Below are 23,091 nucleotides of genomic sequence, written 5' to 3' on the forward strand. Positions count from 1 at the left end.
AAGAACGATTCCGTATGGTACACTGACTGTAAACCTGCTTGGATCTTTTTGGATCGGCAGGTTGGAGTGTGTGCGCTTACCGCCTGCAGGAGAACGCCGGGCTTCCGTAACGTACACGGCATAAGTCGCGTTGCTGAATGATTGCTTGCATACATAGGTTATAACAGTTGAAGGCGAATAGGAGAGAGATTGAATTCATGAAGGCTTTAGTGAAACCGACAGAGCGGCTTGAAGGCACTATCAATGCATTATCTTCAAAAAATTATACGACGCGTTATATGCTGATTGCTGCGCTTGCCGAAGGGACAAGCACGATTTATTACCCCGCTCACAGCGAGGACAGCGATGCGATGCGCCGCTGTATCAAAGATTTGGGTGCAGAGCTGCACGAAGACGAGGAAAAAATGACAATCACCGGTTTCGGACGCCATCCGAAACAAATCGGCGAGCTGAATGTCGGCAATGCCGGAGCCGTGCTGCGTTTTCTGATGTCGATCGCGGCTTTTTGCCCGGATTTAACCTTTATTAACGCATACCCGAATTCACTCGGAAAACGTCCTCATGACGATCTGATCGATTCGCTCCAGCAAATGGGTGTGGAGGTAGAGCATAACGGCGGCAAATTGCCGATTACGATTCGCGGCGGCAAACCGCGCGGCGGTAAAATTACCGTTTCCGGTAATGTGAGCTCGCAATTTTTAAGTTCATTGCTGTTTATGACGCCTCTATTGGAAGAGGACAGCGAGATCGAAGTGCTGCATGATCTGAAATCGAAGGTCATCGTTGGCCAGACGTTGGAAGTGATCGAACAAGCAGGCGTCAAGATCGAAGCTTCCGACGATTTGATGCATTTCAAAATTCCCGGCGGGCAAAAGTATACGGCGCAAAAATATGTCGTACAAGGTGACTATCCGGGATCTGCCGCCATCTTGGCTGCTGCTGCCGTAACCCATTCGGATGTAAAAGTGCTGCGACTCGAGGAAAAAAGCCGCCAAGGCGAAAAGGCGGTAGTTGATGTACTGCGCGCCATGAACGTTAATTTGACGCATGAAAACGGCGTTGTTCATGTACAAGGGAACCAACGTTTGCAAGCGGGCGAATTCGACGGGGATCATTTTACCGATGCGGTGCTGGCTATGGTTGCTGCTGCTGTCTTTGCGGAAGGAACGTCCCGTTTCTATAATGTCGAAAATTTGCGTTATAAGGAATGCGACCGTATTACCGATTTTGTAACCGAACTGCGCAAAGCGGGGGCAGACGTGGAGGAGCGTCAAAGCGAAATCATCATCCACGGCAAGCCGGAAGGCGTTACGGGCGGCGTTGAAATCAACGCGCATTACGACCATCGCGTCATTATGGCGTTGACGGTAGTTGGCTTGCGTTCGGAAAAAGGATTGACTATCAACGATGCGCATCATGTGGCCAAATCATACCCGCAATATTTCGATCATTTGCTGTCTCTCGGCGCTCAGATTGAACTCGTCGACGCATAACATAACGGCACGTCTTACAAACTAGGGCGGAGGGGGAAAGCTATGAGAGTACTGTTGGCCGGGATGAAAGTGACTTTGGGCTTTTTTCTCATCGCGGGTCTCGTGTTTGCCGCCGGCGTCTTTTCATTTATGCTTTATTCGAAGTTTTCGGGCAAACTGCTCGCGGAAGCCGAAGGTGCGGGCGGCATGATCGCTTACGCGGAAGCGCCGGTTAACGACAATCAAAGTACGGGGCAAGCCACCGTTGCCGCTAATCCGGCTCCGGAGCCTGCCGAGCTTCCGCCGGCAAAGACGTCCAATATGATCGACGCTCCTATGGTGCGGCAGAAACCCGAGCTGCCGTCCGGTTGCGAAATCACAAGTTTGACGATGCTGCTCCAGTTTTACGGCGTGAACAAAAGCAAAATGGAGCTGCTGCCGGAAATGAAATACGATAAAACGCCAATCGTATTTAATAAGGATGGGCGCATTCAATCGTGGGGAAATCCCAACTTGGGATTTGTCGGAGATCCGACCGGAACTAGGGGAAGAGGTTTTGGCATTTATCACTCCGCTCTGATCGATCTGCTGAAAAAGTATGTTCCGACCGCTGTGGATCTGACCCGTAAGCCGTTTGCCGAAGTTGAGAAGCAAATACTGAGCGGCATCCCGGTTGTCGCTTGGACAACGATCGACTACCGTGTTCCTTCGGAGTGGGTTATCTGGGATACGCCGATCGGCCCGATTCAAACTACGTTTATGGAGCATGCGGTACTGGTCGTTGGCATTGATGAGCAGAACGTTTATATCAACGATCCGCTAAGCGGTAAAGAAAAGCAGAAGATCGACAAAGAACAGTTTGTCGCTATCTGGGAAGCGATGGGACGTCAAGCGATATCTTACAAAAAATCGTAATCCATCTGGAGGGATGCAGACATGGCTTTCGAAAATCCGTCAAGGGAACATATTAAAGAAATGTTGGCCGGGGCAGGGAACATCGCTGTCGTCGGGCTTTCGGATAAACCGGACCGCACGTCGTATATGGTCGCCGAAGCAATGCAAAAAAGAGGATACCGGATCATTCCGGTCAATCCGAACGCGGAAACGATTTTGGGCGAAAAAAGCTATGCGTCTTTAAAAGACATCCCCGAGCCGGTCGATATCGTCAACGTCTTCCGGCGCAGCGAGCATACGCCGCCTGTGGCCGAAGAAGCGGCTGCGATTCATGCCAAAGTGCTGTGGCTGCAGCTTGGCATCTTTAACGACGAAGCGGCGGAAATCGCCCAACGCAGCGGGCTTGAAGTCATTATGGACCGGTGCATCAAAGTTGAAGACGCCGTATTAAATCCGCGAAACGTATAAGAACGTAGGATGTGAATTTGTGTTGATGCGACAAAGAATCAAACAATATTTGCCTGTATATTTGGTTATGGGACTGTCGGGCAACGGAAAATGGACCGCTGCCGAGATGGCCAAGGAAGCGCTGGAAGGCGGCATTACGCTGCTGCAGCTTCGCGAGAAAGATGCGCCGCTCCATCAAGTGCTTGAGCAAGGCCGACAAATCAGGGACCTCTGCCGCAAATATCATGTGCCGTTTATCGTCAATGACCGTGTTGACGTCGCGCTGCTGCTTGATGCGGACGGCGTGCATGTCGGTCAGGATGATATTCCGGGCAGCGATGCGCGGAAATTGCTCGGCCCAAGCAAAATTATCGGCATTTCCGCGGGAACGATGGAAGAAGCGGAATATGCTGTAGCTCAAGGGGCCGACTACCTTGGAGTCGGGCCGATCTATGCAACAGCGACCAAAAGCGATGCGGGAGAGCCGATCGGAACCAATCTGATGTGGCAAATTCAGAAAAGATGGAGCATTCCGATGGTGGGCATCGGCGGAATCGGTCACGATAATGCCGCTCAGGTCATTGCCGCCGGAGGCGACGGCGTAGCGATCGTGTCGGCGATTACGAAGCAAGCGGCGCCCCGCAGCGCCGCCAGTATGCTGCATCAGAACGTAAAAGCCGCTTTAAGCAAACGTATATGAAATGAAACCCGCGCGCAAGCGACGGGTTTTTTTGCATTATATATCCAGCCTCCATTCATTCATAAAAAACGGGCCGACAGAGACAATAAGAAAGGCTTCGGAAATGGGAAAAAGCTTAAAAGTTCTCATTGGTGAAGACTGACCCCAATTTTGAAGGAGGCACACACATGTACAATCAATTTCAAAACAACGCGTCCCAAAGCACTTTTGGTCAAGCCGGTTCCGTAAATTCCCAGTATCGCGGTTATCAAGCGAAATATCAGCCGGTGGGCTTCGTACAATCCCATTACACCAACCAAAAACAAGCGAATCCGCAAGATTTCCATACGGCAAGCTACCGCGGCAACCAATGGGGTCATGACGCTCAGTGGAGATCGGATTCTCAAACTCCGACCAATTTGCAGCAGCAGTACACTCAAACGGCCCAAAACAACCAAAGCAACCAAAACTTCGGAACGGGGACTTCATACCAGTCTTCCTACTCCAGCTACCAGCAATCGCCGCAAAGCTTCCATACGGCAAATTACCGCGGCAACCAATGGGGCCATGACGCCTACTTGAGATCGGATTCCCAAGCTCCGACCCAATCGTATCAAGCCCAAACGGCACAAACTCAGCAATATGGTGCTGGCATAAACAGCTTTATGCCAAGCAGCTACGGCTTCAACAGCCGCCAATTTTAAAAATTGCAAATATGCGCATAATGGCGGGCCAATTGGCCCGCTTCTTGTATTATATCAACGCTATTTGTAAAGCGCGGCGCGCCGATGCTAAGCGAAGCGACAGGAAGGCGTGCAATGCGCGAGTACAAGGCACATTAGGGGGCTTATAAGCGCTCGTTGACAAAATGCCCGTCTCGAATTACCATCGTAATAGCTAACGTTTTTATTAACAGGGGGAATCGACCATGAACTGGATGGGCAACCTGCAGCAGTTTGGCCGCTCCCTTATGCTTCCGACGATCGCCCTTCCGGTCGGCGCCATTTTGCTCCGGCTCGGAAACATGCCCTGGGAAGGGGCTTCTTTGGAACGTTTGGGGGATATATTCAGCTTTGCAGGAGAAATCGTATTTACATATTTGCCGATGATTTTCGCCGTCGGCGTGGCTCTTGGTTTGACGGAAAGCGCCGGAATCGCAGGGATGTCGGCTTTAATCAGCTATTATATGTTCACGCAGGTAACGATGCATTACCTTGGCCCTTCGTTTCAGTTGGGCGTTCCCGGCGGTATATTGATAGGGTTGCTTGCGGCGATTACGTTTCACCGGTTCAAAAACATGCAGCTGCCGGAATATATACAGTTTTTCGGCGGACCACGTATCGTGCCGCTTATAATGGGGATCGTCGCGCTGCTGTTGTCTTGGCTGATGGTGCAGATCGGTCCGTCGCTCCAAGTGCTGATGGAAAAGCTGTCGCGGGCGATATTAAGCCTAGACGGCTTTGGAGCGTTTATGTACGGCGTCATTTACCGGCTGCTGGTACCTTCGGGCTTGCACCATATTTTCAACAATTTCTTCTGGTTCCAGATCGGGGCCTACTCCAAGCAAGGGCAAATGGTGTTTGGCGACTTGCCGCGTTTTTTTGCCGGAGATCCTTCAGCCGGGATCTATATGGCCGGGTTATATCCAATCATGATGTTCGGACTGCCGGCGATTGCCTTGGCTATTATCCATGAAGCACGCGAGGATTTGAAGCCAAAGATCAGGGCGACTTTTCTGATCGCGGCCCTTGGATCGTTTTTGACGGGCGTAACGGAGCCGATCGAGTTTGCCTTTTTATTCGTAGCTCCTTATTTGTTTGTGCTTCACGCTTTATTATCGGGTTTGTCGATGTGGACGGCTTACGCCCTTGATATTCATCATGGCTTCTCCTATTCGGCCGGGGCGATCGATTTTCTGATCAACCTGCATCTCGCTAAAAACGGATGGATGCTTATTCCGCTTGGCATCGGTTATGGTTTGGTCTATTACTTTTTGTTCCGCTGGGCGATCCGCCGTTTTCAAATACCGACACCGGGGCGCGAAGAAGGATCTAAGTTGGAGGAATGGGCGGGCGATATTCCATACCGTTCTCCGTTAATTCTTCAAGCGCTGGGCGGAAAAGAAAATATTAAGAAAATGGAAGCATGCATAACGCGGCTTCGGCTTACGCTGGAGAACGACCGGCTCATGGATACGACTTCGCTGAAACATCTTGGCGCAGCCGGCGTCATTCGCCTTGGCGGCGGCAATGTGCAGGTTGTATTCGGCACTTATTCCGAGCTGATCCGTGAGGAGATCAAAAAAGTCATCGGCAAAGACGTTCAGCAGGTGCTGTTCAGCGCGCCGATGCAAGGGCGGATGATTCCGCTTGAAGAAGTGCCGGATCCGATTTTTTCCGGCAAGCTTGTCGGCAACGGAGTTGCCTTCATCCCGGACAAAGGGGAGCTTGTGTCCCCGGTCGCCGGCGAAATCACATTAATTTATCCGACGCTGCACGCGCTTGGCATCAAGACGGAAGAGGGGCTGGAAGTATTGCTGCATATCGGTATCGATACCGCAGCGCTTCAAGGCAAATATTTCACCGCATATGTCAAAGCAGGCGATATCGTTGAGCCTGGGCAATTGCTTGTCCGTTTCGAGCTGCAGAAAGTGAAAAAGAATTGCAAATCGCTGGCGACGCCTATGCTGATCACAAACGTTAATCAAGTTAAGTCGTGGAGCTTTGCTCCTTATACGTCGGTGAAAAAAGGCCAGACTTCAGTAATGTCCGTTGTGCTGAAATCATCTGTGGGAGAGGGAGGGACTACTGTTGGTTGAGGGGATAGGTGCATCATCCGGCATCGCGATGGGGAAAGCCTTTGTCATCCCGGCACTCGAGTGGGATTTTCCCGAAAAAATGATTGATGTTGCCGATCTGGCCGTTGAGTTCGAACGGCTTTATGAGGGCATTCAATGCTCTAAGACCGAAATCGAGCATATTAAACATGAAATCGCGGGTTTGATCGGTGAAGAAGAATCGACGATTTTTGATGCCCATCTGGCCATCTTGGAAGACCCGGTGTTTATGAACGAAGTGCAAAGCATCATGCAGCGGCAATATAAGGCGGCTGAGGTGGCCGTGCGGGAGACGATCGATAAATTTGTCGGCATGTTCGACCTGCTGGACGATCAGTATATGAAAGACCGCGCCTTGGATATTAAGGATGTGGGCAACCGGCTGCTGAAGCATTTATTAGGCAAGCTGGAGAGCCCGATGCTGCCGATTGATGAGCCGTATATTCTCGTTGCCAAGGAACTCTCGCCTTCACAGCTTGCGCATCTTGATTTAAGCTCTGCGCTTGGCGTAGTGACCATGCTCGGGGGCAAAACTTCCCATGCGGCGATCATGGCTCGCGCCCTCGGAATTCCTTATGTGTTGGGATTGGAAGGCAAACTGCAGAAACCGATACAAACCGGAGATTATTTAATTATCGATGGGGAAGAGGGGATCGTTCATATAAATTCGTCGGAGGAGCGGACCGAAGAATATATGGTTCGCAAGCGGGAATGGGCAAGCATGAGGGAGCAGCTGCAGGAGCTGGCTCATCTTCCCGCGCAGACCGAAGACGGAGTGATGATGCATCTGGCGGCCAATATCAGCTCGGTGAAGGAGCTGGATTTGGTTGTGAAGAACGGCGCAACCGGCGTAGGTTTATTCCGGACCGAGTTTCTGTATATGGATCGCGACAGTTTGCCCAAGGAAGACGAGCAATTTGAGGTATATAAGCAGGTAGCCGAACGGATGGGAAACAAGCAGGTGATTATCCGCACGCTTGATATCGGCGGGGATAAAAATCTTCACTACATCTCGCTTCCGGAAGAAGAGAATCCGTTTCTCGGTTACCGCGCCATCCGCATCTCGCTGGACCGGGAAGATTTGTTCAAGACGCAGCTGCGGGCCATTTTGCGCGCAAGTCATTACGGCAATGTGAAAATTATGTACCCGATGATTTCTTCCATCAGCGAAGTACGTGCGGCCAATTCAATTTTGGAGAAAGCGAAAAGCGAATTAACGGAAGAGAACATTCCGTTTAAAAATAACCTTGAAGTCGGCGTCATGATCGAAGTGCCGGCAGCGGCGTTAATTGCCGATCTGCTCGCCGATGAAGTGCAGTTTTTCAGTATCGGGACAAACGACTTGGTGCAATATGTACTCGCGGTCGACAGAATGAATGAAGCGATTGCCCATATGTACGATCCGTATCATCCCGCAGTGCTTCGTTTATTGAAACTTACGGTGGAGGCGGCGCACCGCCAGGGCATCCCGGTGAGCGTATGCGGCGAAATGGCGGGAGACATCCGCGCTTTGCCCTTGTGGCTGGGACTTGGCATCACCGATTTAAGCATGTCGGCGCAGTCGATTCTGAAAGTAAAAAACAGCATCTTGCAAAGCTCGCTAAAAAGCTCCGTGTTGATGATGGATCAATTGTTTTCTTGCAAAACAAGCGAAGCGGTAGCCGGTGTGCTGAATAAACATATGCAGAAGGACATGCTGAGCCGCACGCTTGCCAAAAAGGAGCGGCAAAGCACTCAGGACTCATTACAATAAAGGGTAAAGGCAGGTTGAATCATATGAATGTTCAAAGTCTCGTAGATGCTATGGAACGGGTGCGGAGCAGCAATCCTTTGGTGTTTAATATAACCAATGTTGTCGTCACGAACTTTACGGCAAACGGGTTGTTAGCTTTTGGCGCATCTCCGGTGATGGCATACGCTCCCAACGAAGCGGAGGATATGGCCCGCATTGCCGGAGCGTTGGTTCTGAACATCGGCACATTGGACGATCATGTCGTCAACAGCATGCTGTTGGCCGGTAAATCGGCGAATGCTCACGGCATCCCGGTCATTTTTGACCCTGTGGGAGCGGGAGCGACGAACTACAGAACCGAAACTTCCCGGACGATCATGCAAAGTATACGCGTATCCGTACTTCGCGGAAATGCCGCCGAGGTAGCCAATCTGATCGGGGAAAATTGGGCGATCAAAGGCGTGGATGCCGGAGAAGGCGCGGGAAGCGCCACGGAACTAGCGCAAAAAGCGGCCCGCACGCTGGGCTGCGTCGTTGTCGTAACGGGAAAAGACGATATCGTCACGGATGGGGAAACGACGTATAAGATCAGCAACGGCGACCGCTTGCTTACGAAGGTAACCGGAACCGGTTGTTTATTGACATCGGTCATCGGCGCTTTTGCGGCGGTGGAGAACAATTTGCTGGTTGCCTCCACAGCGGCGCTTGCCGCATACGGCATTGCCGCGGAGAAAGCGGCGGCGCTTACCTCCGATGCGGGTCCGGGAAGCTTTCAGCAGGAATTTTTAAACCAATTGTCCAAAGTAAGCGGCGACGACCTGCGCAGCCGTGCGGCGGTAAGCCAAGTCGGTTAAACTAAACGCGGCATCGCTGATTTGCGTATTTCGCCGTGCAAGTTGATTTAGTGTGCAGTCCTATGGACTTCATGACGGGCTTCATGCGGATTCTGGACACACCTTCCGGCTAATGTTATAGTTACTGTATCGTTAAGAGCAGCATTAATGAAAGAATTGAATACTGTTTCCATCAGGTGCCGGATTGCATGATTTGTGAGATTCGGCTTAAAAGGGAAGTCCGGTTTAAATCCGGCACGGACCCGCCACTGTAAGGAGCATCGGCATGATAAAGCCGATTAACTTTTCTGCATAAAGTCACTGGAGTCATTCCGGGAAGACGCTGGAAAGGAAGCTCTGAGTCAGGAGACCTACCTGATGTTGAAGACACTGTTACCTACGGGAATTAGGGTGGTGTCGGAAAACTTGCAGCGTTTATCCTAATAGTAGGATTACACATTCCTTGTTTATGCATGGAATCTATTATTCTATTATTAACGTAAATAGAAGCATTTTCTGACCCATTGTCGGAAATGCTTCTATTTTTTTGCGGTTGCAGCGATTTTTTTTTACCAATGTTGAAACGGGGTGGACCAAGTTGGCATTGCCGTTTGCCGGAGGAGCGGCCTTCTATCGGCCGAAGGTATGGGAAGGTCTTAAGATGCAGCTGCAGCACAATCTTATTCGGATCCGCTCCGAATCGATGCTTTCCGTACTGGCGAGCGCCATCGTTGGAGGCGGCCTGGGGAAAGCCGATCATTTTATCAATGTGCACGTATCCAAAGATTACGATTGCAGTTACCCGGAGAGGGATATGGAGAACATCATCCAATCTCACGGTTATCCGGCGGCAGGTACGATCGGACTCATGACGGCCGCTTATTTGCAAAATGCATCGGTTCAAGAGGCGTGCGGGGAGCGGTTTGGTCTTGTCGTTTGTACGACGGCAGGTGTAGGGAATGCCGCGCGGGCCGGTATGCCGCGGCCGGTATACGCCGCTTACAAAACCGGAACGATCAACATTATGATATTTGTCCAAGGGGCGATGACCGATTCCGCGCTGGTAGAAGCAGCGGTGGCGGCAACGGAAGCGAAGGCGGCGGCGCTTCACGATCTGCAGGTCATGGATGCAAACACGGGGCTTATTGCAACGGGAACGACTTCGGATGCGATAGTCATAGGTTCCAGCCCGCAATATTTTGCGGATGCCGTTCATCTACATGCGGGGACGGCGACTGCGCTTGGCAATGCGATCGGGCGAGCGGTTTACGATTCCGTCAAGGAATCAGTAGAGGCGATTCGAGCCATGCAGCGCGGGACCAAGTCATAACCGGTATGAGCGAAGACCGGGACTTAAGCATAAGCAACGCGCGAATATTAAGATGAGTTCTTGCCCTCTTAGGGCGGAGAACAAGTCTTACCGATTCTGCTATAGGGTGGGTTCACTTTTACCATTGATAATCAAAATGGCTTGATGCGATATGGAGCGTAAGGGTAGAGAGGAAGAGGAAACGGATGGACATTTTACAACAGACGATCGAACAGATTACCCAGCCCGACCAAATTTCCATGAGGGCCATGCAGCATCGTCTAAATCAATTGACGAAACCGCTTGGAAGCTTGGGGGAGCTTGAACATATGGCCGTCCGTCTGGCCGGAATTCAGGGCAAGCCGGACCCGAAGCTGGAACGTAAGGCGGTAGTTGTCATGTGCGGGGATCATGGCGTGACGGAAGAAGGCGTCAGCGCTTATCCTTCTGCGGTGACGGGACTGATGATGGGCAATTTTGTCCGCGGCGGAGCGGCCATTAATGTGCTGAGCCGGCAATTCGGAGCGGAGGTATGTGTAGTTGATGTCGGCAGCCGGCTTGACCCAACCCCGGAAGGGATTGTGAACCGCAAAGTGCGCGGCGGCACAAACAACATGGCCAAAGGTCCGGCTATGTCTGGTGCGGAAACACTGGAGGCGATTCAAACCGGCATAAAAACCGCTCACGAATTGGCTGACCAAGGCATCGCGGTTATGGCTCTCGGGGAGATGGGCATCGGCAATACGACCCCAAGCAGCGCCATGTCAGCGGTTTTTACCGGACGTTCCGTGAGCGAATTGACCGGCACGGGCACGGGTCTGGAGCAAGCCGCGCTGAATGCAAAAATCGCCGTAATCGAAAAGGCGATCCGCATAAACAAGCCTGATCCTGCGGACCCGCTCGACGTCATCGCCAAAGTGGGGGGACTGGAGATCGCTGCGCTGGTCGGCGTTATACTCGGCGCGGCCGCCCGGAAGGTGGCGGTTGTTATCGATGGAGTGATCACCGGAGCGGCGGCGTTGGCAGCTTTTCGATTGGAGCCGCGATGCAAGGCGTATATGTTCGCATCTCACCTTTCCGTAGAGCCGGCCCATCGCATTTTGCTTGAAGAGCTCGGTTTGCGTCCGCTGCTGCATCTCGGTATGAGACTCGGAGAAGGGACCGGAGCGGCGCTTGCTTTCCCGCTGATGGAGGCCGCGCTGAAGCTGACCGATGAGATGGCGACTTTCGCCGATCTGGGGCTTCCAAGCCCTGCGCCGGAACCAGAAGCATAAGATGAGTCGTAAAAAAGGAGGCGGATAGCGATGAAAGGAAAGCTGCTTATTATCGGATTCGGCCCAGGGAATTTTGAACATATCACGGAACGGGCGCGTACAGCCATTCAGGAAAGCGATGTAATTATCGGTTACAACACTTATGTTGACTTGATTCGCGGACTGCTTACGGATCAAGAAATCGTGCGGACCGGCATGACCGAAGAAGTAAGCCGGGCGCAAGAGGCGGTCCGGCAGGCGGAAATGGGCCGCAAGGTGGCAGTTATTTCCAGCGGTGACGCAGGTGTGTACGGGATGGCGGGATTGGTATACGAGGTGTTGATCGGCAAAAATTGGACTCCCGACACCGGCGTTGAGGTGGAAGTGGTCCCGGGTATTTCGGCCATTAATTCCTGCGCGTCGCTGCTCGGGGCGCCGATCATGCACGATGCGTGCACGATCAGTCTGAGTGATCATTTGACCCCCTGGGAGAAAATTGTGCGCCGTGTGGAAGCGGCGGCTTCGGCCGATTTTGTCATCGCTTTGTACAACCCGAGAAGCGGGAGAAGGACACGGCAAATTGTCGAGTCCCAGCGGATTATTATGAAATACCGTTCGCCGGATACGCCGGTGGGCCTGGTGAAAAGCGCCTATCGCGATCGTGAGCAAGTCATATTGACAACGCTAGGTTCTATGCTTGAGCACGATATCGGCATGCTGACGACGGTGATTATCGGCAACTCGTCTACATTTGCCTACCATGGAAAAATGATTACCCCACGCGGATATCAGCGCAAATATACGCTGGATACGCTGGAGCAGCCGCTGAAGCCGCATGAGCGGCTTCGTCCGGAAGCGGAGCCTTGGGCGCTTCAGAACAGGGATGAGGAAGATTTTTGGGAGAGCGAAGAGGAAACGCCAGATTTCGTTCAAGCGGCAAAAGCCGGCGGTACGGGCCAACCCGCTTATGAGCCCGGTATCCCTTTCTGGGGAGAGACACCTCAAGGTGAGGCAGCCGCAGCAGTGTCTGGGGGCGCTGCCGTCGCCGTTGAAGCGAGGCCGCAGGGAGCGGCGGTTTGGAGTGCTCAAACGCGCCCGCAAGCAGATCAACCATTACGCAGCAACGCACGGAATCCGGTTGAGCTCGCTAAACAGGCGCTGCAAACGTTAAAAGCGAAAGGCGTTATATCCGGCGGCGCGTTTACGGAAACGGAACCAAAGGTCCCTACAGTACGCAAACAAGTTTCGATTTTTGAGGTTGGCGTATCCCCGGGTATTGCCAATAAGAAGTTCACAGCACGCCAAATGGCACTGCTGGCCGATATGGCGGGAGAAACCGGCGAGCTGGAATATACGCCGAACCATCAGGTCATTTTGCGGGTACAGACCGAAGATCCGGCCGAACTGATCGGACGGCTTAAGCAGGAGAAGCTGCTAGTGTTTCCGTTAGGCGATGTGGCGCAGGTGAAGGCGTGCGATTTTTGCAATTTGGAGAAAGATGAGGCGATTCCGGTCGCGGAGCAGTTGAATCGGCTTTTGGGCGGAGTCAGAACACCAAAGGAATTGATGATTGGCCTCAACGGCTGCGGCATGGCTTGTTACGGCGCGGTGATGGAAGACATCGGCATTGTATTCCGCAGAGGCGCTTACGATTTATTTCTTGGAGGCAAAAAGATCGGACGCAATGCGCATCCCGCGCAGCTTGTCGCCGAAGGCATTTCCGCGGAGGAAATCGTGCCGGTTGTCGAACAAATTTTCCGTTTATATACGGAAAAAGGCCATCCGAATGAACGCTTTCATAAATTTTTCAAACGTGTTGGCGACGTGGCGGGCTTCCTGCATCGGGAGCACGCGCCGCAAGTGGAAGTGAATGCCGTTTGCGGCGATTGATGAAGGGAGATTAACATGGACGCAATATTGTTAGTCGGCCACGGGAGCCGTGATCCCGAAGGAAATGAGGAATTGCTGCAGTTTGCCGGACAAGTCCGCAGCATGGCGCCGCAATTTATGATTGAGACATGTTTTCTGGAGTTTGCTTCGCCGAATATTTTGCAAGGTATCGCCCGCTGCGTAGAGCAAGGGGCTTCGCGGGTCGTGCTGGTGCCGATTATATTGTTTGCGGCCGGACACGCCAAGCTGCATATCCCTGCTGCAATCGACGAAGCCAAACATAAATATCCGCATGTTCAATTTGCCTACGGACGTCCGATCGGCGTGCACCGGAAAGTCACCGATATTTTAAAAACACGGTTGAGCGAAGCGGGGTTTGCCGCTAACGGCGCAGAAGAAGGAAGAGTCGCCAATTCGGCTGTGCTGCTGCTCGGACGGGGAAGCAGCGATAGCGACGCAAACAGCGATTTTTATAAAATGACACGGCTGCTGTGGGAGCAGGTGCCGGTGAAATGGGCGGAAAGCTGCTTTATCGGCGTTACGGAACCCTCTTATGATGAGGGGCTGGAACGGTGTCTGCGGCTTGGGGCGAAGACGATTTACGTGCTCCCTTATTTTCTGTTTACAGGCGTGCTGATCAAGCGGATTGAAGAATTAACGGCGGCTTTTGCCGAGAGGAACCCGGATGTGCATGTCGTATTGGCGGGATACTTCGGCTTCCATCCGCAATTGGTGGAGCTGCTGCTCGACCGTGTGGCCGAAGCGGTGCAAGGCCAGGCGTTCATGAACTGCGACAACTGCAAATACCGCCTGGAAGCGGCTGCGCATCATGAACATCATCATCACCATGACCATGAGCACGAACATGGGCACGAGCGTGAACACGAACATGAACACGAACATGAACACGAACATGAACACGAACATGAACACGAACATGAACAAGCTCACGAGCATCACCATAATCACAACCACGATCATGCGCATGAAAATGAACATAGCCACGAACACGCTCATGACCACGACCATAAGCATGATCACAATAAATGATCGCTGGTCATAAGTGACAATTATGATGAAATACATTCGGAAAGGAACAACCGTATGATATTTATGCTGTGCGGCACAAGCGACGCCAGAGAACTGGCGCTGCGGCTGAAAGAAACCGGCAGCTCCTTATGCTGTTCGGTTGTGACGGATAGCGCCGCCAAAAGTTTGCAGGAGCACGGGTTAACCGTCCGCACGGGGAGGTTGACGGCGGATGAGATGGCGCAATTACTGCAAGAGGGCGGTTACCGTGCCGTCGTTGACGCCAGCCACCCGTTTGCCGAAGAGGCACACCGCAATGCGATGGTTGCGGCGCGGCAGCTGGGGCTGCCTTATATTCGTTTTGAGCGCGCATCTTTGCTGTATGGCGACAATCCTCAGCTAACGGTCGTTTCCGGTTATGAGGAAGCTGCTTTGGAAGCCAAACGCCGCAAGGGTTCAGTCATGCTGACGACGGGCAGCAAAACGCTGCATATTTTTGCCCGCCACCTGATTCAAGATCCCGATATTCGCTTAGTGGCCCGCATGCTCCCAAGACGCGACAATATGGAGAAATGCGAAGAGCTTGGCGTCGAGCAGAAGAACATTATAGCGATGCAAGGCCCATTTACCAAAGAGATGAACGAAGCGTTATACCGTCAATTCAAAACCACGGTGATGGTATCCAAGGAAAGCGGTACAACCGGGGCCGTCGATGAAAAAGTGGAAACCGCGCTGGCGATGGGGATCGAGGTTATTTTAATATCACGTCCCGAGATTGAGTTTGGCACCGTATTTACCGATTTCGGCGGAGTTCTCGCCGAAGTGGAGAAGCTGCAGCTCTAGCAAGATAAATTCAGGTTTTGAATGCCTAAAACCGAAACCAACTTGCAAACTTGTGTACAAGCAGGTTCAGGGCAGATACATAAAATAAGTTCAATCAGGAGGTCAAGCGATGGATTTTAAAACGGAATTTGTGCCATTAACGATACAGCCGCAAGAAATTGAAGACAAAAGCTTCCAAATCATTACGGAAGAGCTGGGCGAACATTCGTTCAGCGATGACCAATACCGGGTTGTGCAGCGGGTTATTCACGCTTCGGCGGATTTTGAGCTTGGACGCAGCTTAGTGTTTCATCCGCAGGCGATGGAAGCGGGAATCACCGCAATTCGCAACGGCGAAAACATCGTGGCCGACGTCCAGATGGTGCAGGTGGGCATCAGCAAAGACCGGCTGCGCAAATACGGCGGCGACGTCCATGTATACATATCCGATCCGGATGTGATGGAAGAAGCGAAACGGCTGAATACGACGCGGGCGATTGTGTCGATGCGCAAAGCGCTGAAGGAAACAAGCGGCGGCATCTATGCGATTGGCAATGCGCCGACGGCGCTGCTGGAGTTGATCCGGCTGGTCAAGGGAGGTTATGCCAAGCCAAGCCTTATCATCGGCATGCCGGTAGGGTTTGTGTCCGCGGCGGAGTCCAAAGACGAGCTGCGCAAACTCGATATTCCGTTTATTACGAACATTGGCCGCAAAGGCGGCAGCACAGTTGTCGTTGCAGCGGTGAATGCGCTCTCGCTGCTGGCGGACAAGCGGGGATAATGCAGCGCCGGAGGTGTCCCAAATGAGCGAACGGTCGGAAGGTCAAGATGACAAACCGATGCGCCACGGGTTTACGACCGGTGCCTGTGCGACCGCGGTTGCCAAAGGCGCGGTTACGATGTTGATCGCTCAACAGCGAGTGGAGGAAGCCGAGGTTTGGCTGCCCGCCGGGTTTGCTCATACATTCGAACTGATCGAATGCGAATATACGCAAGACATGGCGCAATGCGCTACGATCAAAGACGCCGGAGACGACCCCGATGCAACGCACAAAGCCAAAATTGTCGCCTCCGTAGGTTGGACATCCGGCCACGGCATTGAATTGGACGGCGGCGTCGGCGTCGGACGCGTCACCAAGCCGGGGCTTCCGGTTCCTGTTGGCGAAGCGGCGATCAACCCGGTACCACGCCGCATGATTTTGCAGGCAGTGGAAGAAGTGCTCGCCGAGTATGCCGTGGAACGGGGCGTCAAGGTTGTGATTTCCGTGCCGGACGGCGAGGAAATCGCCAAAAAAACGCTGAACGCGCGGCTGGGCATTCTCGGCGGCATATCGATTCTCGGCACACGAGGCGTCGTTGTGCCGTTTTCGACGTCGGCTTATAAAGCCAGCGTCGTGCAGGCGTTATCGGTCGCCAAGGCTTCCGGCTGCAGGCATGTCGTGCTGACAACCGGGGGCAGCAGCGAAAAATATGCGATGAAAATGTTCCCCCAGCTGTCGGAAGAAGCTTTTATCCAAATGGGCGATTTTGTCGGGTTCTCTTTGCTGCATGCGAAAAGACTGGGCATGGAGACCGTCAGTTTGGTCGGCATGATGGGGAAATTTTCGAAAGTAGCGCAAGGCGTGATGATGGTCCATTCCAAAAGTGCGCCCGTCGATTTTGCTTTTCTCGCGCAAGCGGCGCGGGAAGCCGGCGCGGATCCGGAACTGCAGGCAGCCGTCGAAGGGGCGAATACGGCCTCGCATGCCGGAGATGTGCTTGCGGCAGCGGGGTTCATGAAGTTTTTCGATATATTATGCGAATACGCCTGCCATCACGCGTTGAATCATGTGAGCGGCGGAATCAGGATAGAGACAGTGCTGGTCACTATGAAAGGCGATACGTTAGGGAGGGCGATACGTAGTGGTTAACAACCGGATACAAATCATCGGTATCGGTGACGATGGAGCATCGGGATTAAACGAGCAAGTTCTGAGTTATGTAAGGGAAGCGCAGGTTTTGGTCGGCGGCGAGCGGCATTTGGCGATGTTCCCGGAAAGTCAGGCTGAACGCATCGTGCTGAAAGGCGGCTTAAGCGGCATCGTGGACGATTTGCTGGAGCGCCGAACCCGCAGCAGCATCGTTGTGCTGGCGTCAGGCGACCCGCTTTTTTTCGGCGTGGCCGGCTTTATTGCGAAGAAAGCGGGCGCGGGGGCCGTCCAAATACACCCCCATTTAAGCTCGGTGCAGCTTGCCTTCGCCCGGCTAGGGGACAGCTGGCAGGATGCGGTGCTGGAGAGCGTGCACGGCCGGCCGATCCGCGGCTTGGCGCAGCGTATTGACGGCAAAGCGAAAATTGCCTTGCTGACGGACGAAACGAACAATCCCGCGGTGATTGCCCGTTATTTGCTTGATTTCGGGATGGACGAATACGAGGCGTTTGTCGCTGAAAACCTCGGTGGTGAAGACGAACGCTGCGGTCATTGGACGCTTGCCGATATGGCGGCGTCAAGTACCTTTTCCCCGCTGAATATCGTCATTTTACGCAGAAAGAGCGGCAGCGCCGAAGCGCGGCGCGGCTTTGGCTTCGAAGACGAGGAATTTCATCAGCGCAAGCCCGACAAAGGGCTGATTACGAAAAAAGAAGTGCGTGTGCTCAGCTTGTCCGAGCTGAAGCTGAAGGCGGACAGCATCGTGTGGGATATCGGAGCGGGCTCCGGCTCGGTGGCGGTGGAATGCGCCAAGCTGGCTTCGCGCGGTCAAGTATATGCTGTCGAAAAAAATGAAGCCGACATGGAAAATATCGAGCTGAACCTCCGCAAGTTTCGCGCCGATTTTACCGCTATACAGGCGAAAGCGCCGGCAGGGCTGGACGGGTTCCCCGATCCCGACGCGGTATTTATCGGCGGCAGCGGCGGCGAGCTGCGCGAGCTGCTGCATATCTGCTGCAGCCGGCTGCGTGTAGGCGGCCGTATCGTTGTCAATGCGGCGACGATCGAAACGCTGGCGGACACGCAGAAGGCGCTGCGCGAAGAAGGCTATGAAGTGCGAGTGGCGCTAGTGCAAATTGCCCGCAGCAAGCCGATTTTGGATATGACCCGGTTTGAAGGATTGAATCCGATTTACGTAATTACCGGATGGAGGAACGACATATGACAACGACAGCGGCACAGCCGGGAACTTTATACGGCATTGGCGTCGGGCCAGGGGATCCAGAGCTGATTACCGTCAAAGCGTACCGGATGCTGCAGGAATGCCCGGTTATCGCTTACCCGAAAAAAAGAATGGGAGCCAAATCGTACGCGCTGGAAATCGTCGAGCTCTATGTGGATACGGCAGAGAAGGAAATGCTGGGCCTCGTATTTCCGATGACCCGCGACCAAGCGGCTTTGGACCGCGAGTGGAATAAGACGGTGGATATGTGCTGGCAGCTGCTTCGGGAGGGAAAAGATATCGCCTTTGTGACGGAAGGCGATCCGAATCTGTACAGTACGTTCATTCACATGGCGCGGTTGATGCGGGAGAAACATCCTGAAGTGCCGGTCAGCTCGGTACCCGGCATTTCCTCGGTACTGGCCGCCTCCGCTCGTCTCGATCTGCCGCTTGCTGACGGCGACGATCAAGTGGCGATCGTCCCGGCGAATCATGACCGCGAGGCGATGAAACGTGCTGTACAATCGCATGAAGCCATCGTTTTTATTAAAGTGGCCAAAGTGCTGGATATGATGATTGAGATTTTGGAGGAGCTCGGGCTTGCCGACAAGGCGTCGGTTGTGACGAAGGTAACTTCGCCGCACGAACTGGTTTGGCGGGATGTGCGGGAGCTGAAGGGCCAGGAGCTTGAATATTTGACATTAATGGTGGTGAGAAAATAATGCGGATCGAACCGAAGGTGTATATTGTTGGTGCAGGACCCGGGGACCCCGATTTGATTACGGTCAAAGGGCTGAACATTTTAAGGCAGGCCGATGTGGTGCTGTACACCGACTCGCTGGTCAGCGAGGAACTGATTGCCCGTGCCGGCGAGCATGCCGAAGTGCTGCAAAGCTCCGGGATGGACTTGGAGCAAATGGTGGAACGTATGGTGGAAGCGGTACGGGCCGGGAAGTCGGTGGCGCGTGTCCATACCGGGGACCCGTCCGTATACGGCGCTATTTTGGAGCAGCTGGTACTCTTGAAGCAGCAAGATGTCGCGTATGAGATCATACCCGGCGTCAGCTCGGTTTTTGCTTCGGCTGCGGCGCTAGGCGCGGAGTTGACGGTTCCCGATTTGACGCAGACGGTCATTCTGACGCGGGCGGAAGGCAGAACGCCTGTACCGGAACGCGAAAAGCTGCGCGACTTGGCGTCCCATCATTGTACGGTAGCGCTGTTCTTAAGCGCAACGCTGGCCAAGAAGGTGGTTAAAGAGTTTCTTGCCGCCGGCTGGTCGGAAGACACTCCTGTGGCCGTCGTGCAAAGAGCGACCTGGCCGGACCAAAAAATCGTCAGGACAACGTTAAGCAATCTGGATAACGACCTGCGTGAAGCCGGCATCCGTATGCATGCGATGATACTTGCAGGCTGGGCGCTTGACCCGTCGATTGTCGACCGCGACGAGCACCGCTCGAAACTATACGATAAATCGTTTACGCACGGCTACCGGAAAGGGGTGCCAAGCCATGAGTAAGCCGTTTGTCGCAGCAGCGATCACCAAACACGGGGTAGAGATGGCAAGGCAGCTTGTGGAGCGGTTCCCGGGCATTGACCTTTATTATATGGGCAAATTCGCCCGAGGCGATGAAGAAGAGAAAGGTATCGCTTTGTTCGACGGTTCGGTCAAGCTGATCTTGCCCGACTTGTTTAAACGGTATAACGGCATTATTTTATTTATTTCGCTTGGTGCGGTGGTCCGCATGATCGCTCCGATTTTGGAAGACAAAAAGAAAGACCCCGCCGTCGTAGTGATCGACGACCGCGGAGAGCATGTCATCAGCGTGCTCTCCGGCCATCTCGGAGGAGCCAATGAGCTAACCCGTCAGGTGGCGTCAGTGCTTGGCGCTCGCCCGGTCATCACGACGGCGTCGGATGTGCAGCAAACGATCCCTGTCGATTTGTTCGGCCGCAGCTTCGGCTGGGAAATCGAAAGCTTCGAGAAAGCGACGCCGGTCAGCGCATCGGTCGTTAACGAGGAACGTGTGGTGATCGTGCAAGAAACCGGAGAAACAAACTGGTGGACGTACGACAAACCTTTGCCGGGGCACATTTGGGTGTTCGGCAGCGCCGATGAGGCGATGAGCGTGGAATTTGACGCAGCGCTTGTCGTAACGGACCGCTTGTTGAGCGGCGACGAAGAGCGGGCGCTGCTTGGTAATGGCGTGTTGTACCGTCCGAAAACGCTGGTGTTGGGCATCGGCTGCAACCGCGGCACTTCGGCGGCGGAAATCGAGCAGGTGATTGGCGATACGCTGGCAGAGCTGCGCCTTTCGATAAAAAGCGTGCGTGGCATCGCCACTATCGATTTGAAAAAAGACGAACAGGGGCTCCTGGAAGTATGCTCCAAATATAAATGGCCGCTCACGACTTATACTCCCGAGCAGCTCAACACGGTGACGCTGCCGAATCCTTCGGACACGGTGTTTAAGTATACCGGGGCTTACGGCGTATGCGAGCCTGCTGCTCGTCTTGCAAGCGGTGCGGAAGATTGGCTGCTGAAGAAGAAAAAAAGCGGCAACGTGACGATATCCGTCGCTCGCGCTGTTTTTGGCCAAGAAGGGACCGGAAGCGGTCGCTCAAATGCGGATTTGGGTAATCCGGCCGAACGCGAAATGGCCGTAAGCACGGAGCGAGGCGGCTCCGAAAACGCGGATGCTGATCGTGCGACGACTTCTCAGCAAGGCGCTACTAATCATCGTGCCGCGGGCACGGAGGCAAACATATGAGCGAGCATAGACCGCGCCTTGTCGTTGCCGGAACCGGCAGCGGAGCCGGCAAAACGACGGTAACTCTCGGCATTATGGCGGCGCTTAGGCGTCGCGGTTTGCAGGTGCAGGGCTTCAAGTGCGGACCCGACTACATCGATCCGACTTATCATACGGCGGTGACAGGCCGCGTATCGCGTAATTTGGACACATGGATGACGGCGCACGATACGATGCGTGACATTTTTTTGCGCGGCTCCCGAGCTGCCGACATTTCGGTCATTGAAGGCGTGATGGGTTTGTATGACGGCAAAGACCCGCTCTCCAATACAGGCTCCACTGCGGAAATTGCCGCTTTGCTGCAAAGTCCGGTGCTGCTTGTCGTGAACGCGCAAAGCATGGCCCGCAGCGCGGCGGCTGTCGTGCTTGGCTTTCAGAAGCTGGACCCCAACCTCAACATCGCCGGTGTCATCGTCAACAAATGCGGCAGCGCCGGGCATTACAAGATCGTCAAAGCCGCAATCGAGCAGGAATGCGGCCTGCCTGTCCTTGGCTGGCTTGGTCGGGACGAGACGCTGCAGGTGCCGGAGCGGCATCTGGGTCTCGTTCCGGCCGTCGAACGCGGGGAGCTGCAGCCACTGTTTGCGCGGTTGGCCGAGGTCGTCGAGCAAGGCGTCGATATGGAGGCGGTATTGGCGCTGGCGCAATCTGCCGAACCGCTGAAACAGCCGGAAATACGGCTGTTTGAGGAAATGCGGCAGGCGCTGTCGTTTACCCCGACCATTGCCGTAGCGCGGGACGCTGCTTTTAACTTTTATTATCCGGAAAATCTCGAGCTGCTGGAGCTGCTTGGGGCCAAGCTTTACGAGTACAGCCCGCTTCGCGGCGAAACGGTGCCGGAGGAAGCGGACGGCGTATATATCGGCGGCGGGTTTCCGGAGGAGTTCGCCGCCGAGCTGGCATCGCACAAAAAACAAAACGACGATCTGAAACGGCGTGTCCAGTCGGGACTGCCGTTATTTGCGGAATGCGGCGGATACATGTATTTGACCCGCTCCATTACCGACCGGGCAGGACAAGTCCATCCGATGGTCGGGCTGATTCCCGCCGAAGTGCGGATGCAGATCAAATTGGCGGCGCTTGGTTACCGCGAAGTGAAGGCAGCGCGAAATAATTTGCTGCTGGCGGAAGGGGAATCGATCCGGGGACACGAATTCCATTATTCAACCCTTGCTCCGGCTGTCGATGATTATCCGTATGCCTATGAGACGAAAGGACTGCGCGGGGCCGGATGGGACGGGTACTGCGCCGGATCCGTGACGGCGGGATACACTCATATGCATTTTGCATCAAACCAAGGTGCGGCCAAAAGGTTCGTCGACCGCTGCGCCGAATACGGACAAGCAAGGAGGCGAAGTACCGATGGACGGACAGGAAACAAAGACTAACCGCGCCTCCCGGAAGGGATACACGCTGGTATATACAGGGGACGGCAAAGGCAAAACGACCGCCTCTCTTGGTTTGGCTGTCCGCGCTGCGGGACGCGGCTGCAAGGTGCTGATCCTGCAGTTCATCAAGTCGCCGCAGCGCACCTATGGAGAACAAATTACCTTAAGTAAAATCGGCATAGAGATGCGTCAGCTTGGGGTTGGCTTTACGTGGACAAAGACGCCGGAGGAGCATCGCGAAGCGCTGCGCGTTGCATGGGATACGGCCAAATCCGAAGTGATGCACGGCCCGTGGGACGTCGTTATTTTGGATGAAATTAACAATGCGCTGGCTATCGACAGATTTCCGGTTGACGACGTGCTGCCTTTGCAGGAAGTGCTGGAGCTGATCGCAAGCCGGCCCGGTCATATGCATTTGGTGCTGACCGGGCGCAATGCGAAACCGGAAGTGATTGAGCAGGCCGACCTCGTATCGGAAATTCGGGCGGTCAAGCATTACTATGAAGAAGGCGTACCTGCCGTGCTTGGGTTGGAATTTTAAACATTACCGGCTTTCCTCAAGGAAAGC

At 53.8% G+C, this 23,091-nt stretch carries 21 protein-coding genes and 1 riboswitch; all 21 genes read left to right on the plus strand.

Annotation, left to right across the window (positions count from 1 at the left end; translation table 11 throughout):
- Positions 1-197 precede the first annotated feature (197 nt).
- Positions 198-1,493, plus strand: a complete 1,296-nt coding sequence (gene aroA, locus EYB31_RS15480; protein WP_131014248.1) for a 3-phosphoshikimate 1-carboxyvinyltransferase — start codon at positions 198-200, stop codon at positions 1,491-1,493.
- Positions 1,494-1,535: 42 nt separating this feature from the next.
- Positions 1,536-2,387 carry a C39 family peptidase gene (locus EYB31_RS15485; protein WP_170318236.1) on the plus strand — a complete coding sequence of 284 codons (852 nt, stop codon included), beginning with the start codon at positions 1,536-1,538 and terminating at the stop codon, positions 2,385-2,387.
- A 21-nt stretch (positions 2,388-2,408) separates the two neighbouring features.
- Positions 2,409-2,834 (plus strand): CoA-binding protein, encoded by a 426-nt coding sequence (locus EYB31_RS15490; RefSeq protein ID WP_131014249.1) that lies wholly within the window; start codon positions 2,409-2,411, stop codon positions 2,832-2,834.
- Between the two features lie 25 nt (positions 2,835-2,859).
- Positions 2,860-3,513: a thiamine phosphate synthase gene (gene thiE / locus EYB31_RS15495; protein WP_131014349.1), complete on the plus strand. Its 654-nt coding sequence runs from the start codon at positions 2,860-2,862 to the stop codon at positions 3,511-3,513.
- 167 nt (positions 3,514-3,680) lie between these two features.
- Complete coding sequence (locus EYB31_RS15500) at positions 3,681-4,196, plus strand: hypothetical protein (RefSeq protein WP_131014250.1); 516 nt, start codon at positions 3,681-3,683, stop codon at positions 4,194-4,196.
- Positions 4,197-4,420: 224 nt separating this feature from the next.
- Complete coding sequence (locus tag EYB31_RS15505; protein ID WP_131014251.1) at positions 4,421-6,310, plus strand: glucose PTS transporter subunit IIA; 1,890 nt, start codon at positions 4,421-4,423, stop codon at positions 6,308-6,310.
- Positions 6,303-8,081: a phosphoenolpyruvate--protein phosphotransferase gene (ptsP, locus tag EYB31_RS15510; protein WP_131014252.1), complete on the plus strand. Its 1,779-nt coding sequence runs from the start codon at positions 6,303-6,305 to the stop codon at positions 8,079-8,081. Before EYB31_RS15505 ends, ptsP begins: the two co-directional genes overlap by 8 nt.
- A gap of 23 nt (positions 8,082-8,104) precedes the next feature.
- Positions 8,105-8,914 carry a hydroxyethylthiazole kinase gene (gene thiM, locus EYB31_RS15515; RefSeq protein ID WP_131014253.1) on the plus strand — a complete coding sequence of 270 codons (810 nt, stop codon included), beginning with the start codon at positions 8,105-8,107 and terminating at the stop codon, positions 8,912-8,914.
- 157 nt (positions 8,915-9,071) lie between these two features.
- Positions 9,072-9,286, plus strand: a riboswitch (cobalamin riboswitch).
- 205 nt (positions 9,287-9,491) lie between these two features.
- Entirely contained in the window at positions 9,492-10,223 is a 732-nt protein-coding gene (locus EYB31_RS15520) for an adenosylcobinamide amidohydrolase (RefSeq protein ID WP_240762453.1), read from the plus strand.
- A 185-nt stretch (positions 10,224-10,408) separates the two neighbouring features.
- On the plus strand, positions 10,409-11,476 hold the full coding sequence (cobT, locus tag EYB31_RS15525) for a nicotinate-nucleotide--dimethylbenzimidazole phosphoribosyltransferase (protein WP_131014254.1): 1,068 nt from the start codon (positions 10,409-10,411) through the stop codon (positions 11,474-11,476).
- A 24-nt stretch (positions 11,477-11,500) separates the two neighbouring features.
- Entirely contained in the window at positions 11,501-13,345 is a 1,845-nt protein-coding gene (gene cobJ / locus EYB31_RS15530) for a precorrin-3B C(17)-methyltransferase (protein ID WP_131014255.1), read from the plus strand.
- Between the two features lie 15 nt (positions 13,346-13,360).
- The gene (locus EYB31_RS15535) at positions 13,361-14,395 is read left to right on the plus strand and encodes a sirohydrochlorin chelatase (protein ID WP_131014256.1); all 1,035 of its coding nucleotides are present in this window, start codon (positions 13,361-13,363) and stop codon (positions 14,393-14,395) included.
- Between the two features lie 54 nt (positions 14,396-14,449).
- Entirely contained in the window at positions 14,450-15,217 is a 768-nt protein-coding gene (cobK, locus tag EYB31_RS15540; protein WP_131014257.1) for a precorrin-6A reductase, read from the plus strand.
- 109 nt (positions 15,218-15,326) lie between these two features.
- A complete protein-coding gene (locus EYB31_RS15545) occupies positions 15,327-15,977 on the plus strand; it encodes a precorrin-8X methylmutase (protein ID WP_131014258.1) in 651 nt (216 codons plus the stop codon).
- A gap of 22 nt (positions 15,978-15,999) precedes the next feature.
- Positions 16,000-17,106, plus strand: a complete 1,107-nt coding sequence (locus EYB31_RS15550) for a cobalt-precorrin-5B (C(1))-methyltransferase (protein ID WP_131014259.1) — start codon at positions 16,000-16,002, stop codon at positions 17,104-17,106.
- Positions 17,099-18,331, plus strand: a complete 1,233-nt coding sequence (gene cbiE / locus EYB31_RS15555; protein ID WP_131014260.1) for a precorrin-6y C5,15-methyltransferase (decarboxylating) subunit CbiE — start codon at positions 17,099-17,101, stop codon at positions 18,329-18,331. The genes EYB31_RS15550 and cbiE overlap by 8 nt, the downstream gene beginning before the upstream one ends.
- Entirely contained in the window at positions 18,328-19,050 is a 723-nt protein-coding gene (gene cobI / locus EYB31_RS15560) for a precorrin-2 C(20)-methyltransferase (RefSeq protein WP_131014261.1), read from the plus strand. Before cbiE ends, cobI begins: the two co-directional genes overlap by 4 nt.
- The gene (cobM, locus tag EYB31_RS15565) at positions 19,050-19,844 is read left to right on the plus strand and encodes a precorrin-4 C(11)-methyltransferase (RefSeq protein WP_131014262.1); all 795 of its coding nucleotides are present in this window, start codon (positions 19,050-19,052) and stop codon (positions 19,842-19,844) included. The genes cobI and cobM overlap by 1 nt, the downstream gene beginning before the upstream one ends.
- On the plus strand, positions 19,837-21,096 hold the full coding sequence (locus EYB31_RS15570) for a cobalt-precorrin 5A hydrolase (RefSeq protein ID WP_131014263.1): 1,260 nt from the start codon (positions 19,837-19,839) through the stop codon (positions 21,094-21,096). Before cobM ends, EYB31_RS15570 begins: the two co-directional genes overlap by 8 nt.
- Positions 21,093-22,523 (plus strand): cobyrinic acid a,c-diamide synthase CobB, encoded by a 1,431-nt coding sequence (locus EYB31_RS15575; protein WP_131014264.1) that lies wholly within the window; start codon positions 21,093-21,095, stop codon positions 22,521-22,523. Before EYB31_RS15570 ends, EYB31_RS15575 begins: the two co-directional genes overlap by 4 nt.
- Positions 22,498-23,064, plus strand: a complete 567-nt coding sequence (locus EYB31_RS15580; RefSeq protein WP_131014265.1) for a cob(I)yrinic acid a,c-diamide adenosyltransferase — start codon at positions 22,498-22,500, stop codon at positions 23,062-23,064. Before EYB31_RS15575 ends, EYB31_RS15580 begins: the two co-directional genes overlap by 26 nt.
- Positions 23,065-23,091 lie beyond the last annotated feature (27 nt).

The sequence above is a fragment of the Paenibacillus thalictri genome, assembly GCF_004307995.1.
GTDB classification, from domain to species: domain Bacteria; phylum Bacillota; class Bacilli; order Paenibacillales; family NBRC-103111; genus Paenibacillus_AF; species Paenibacillus_AF thalictri.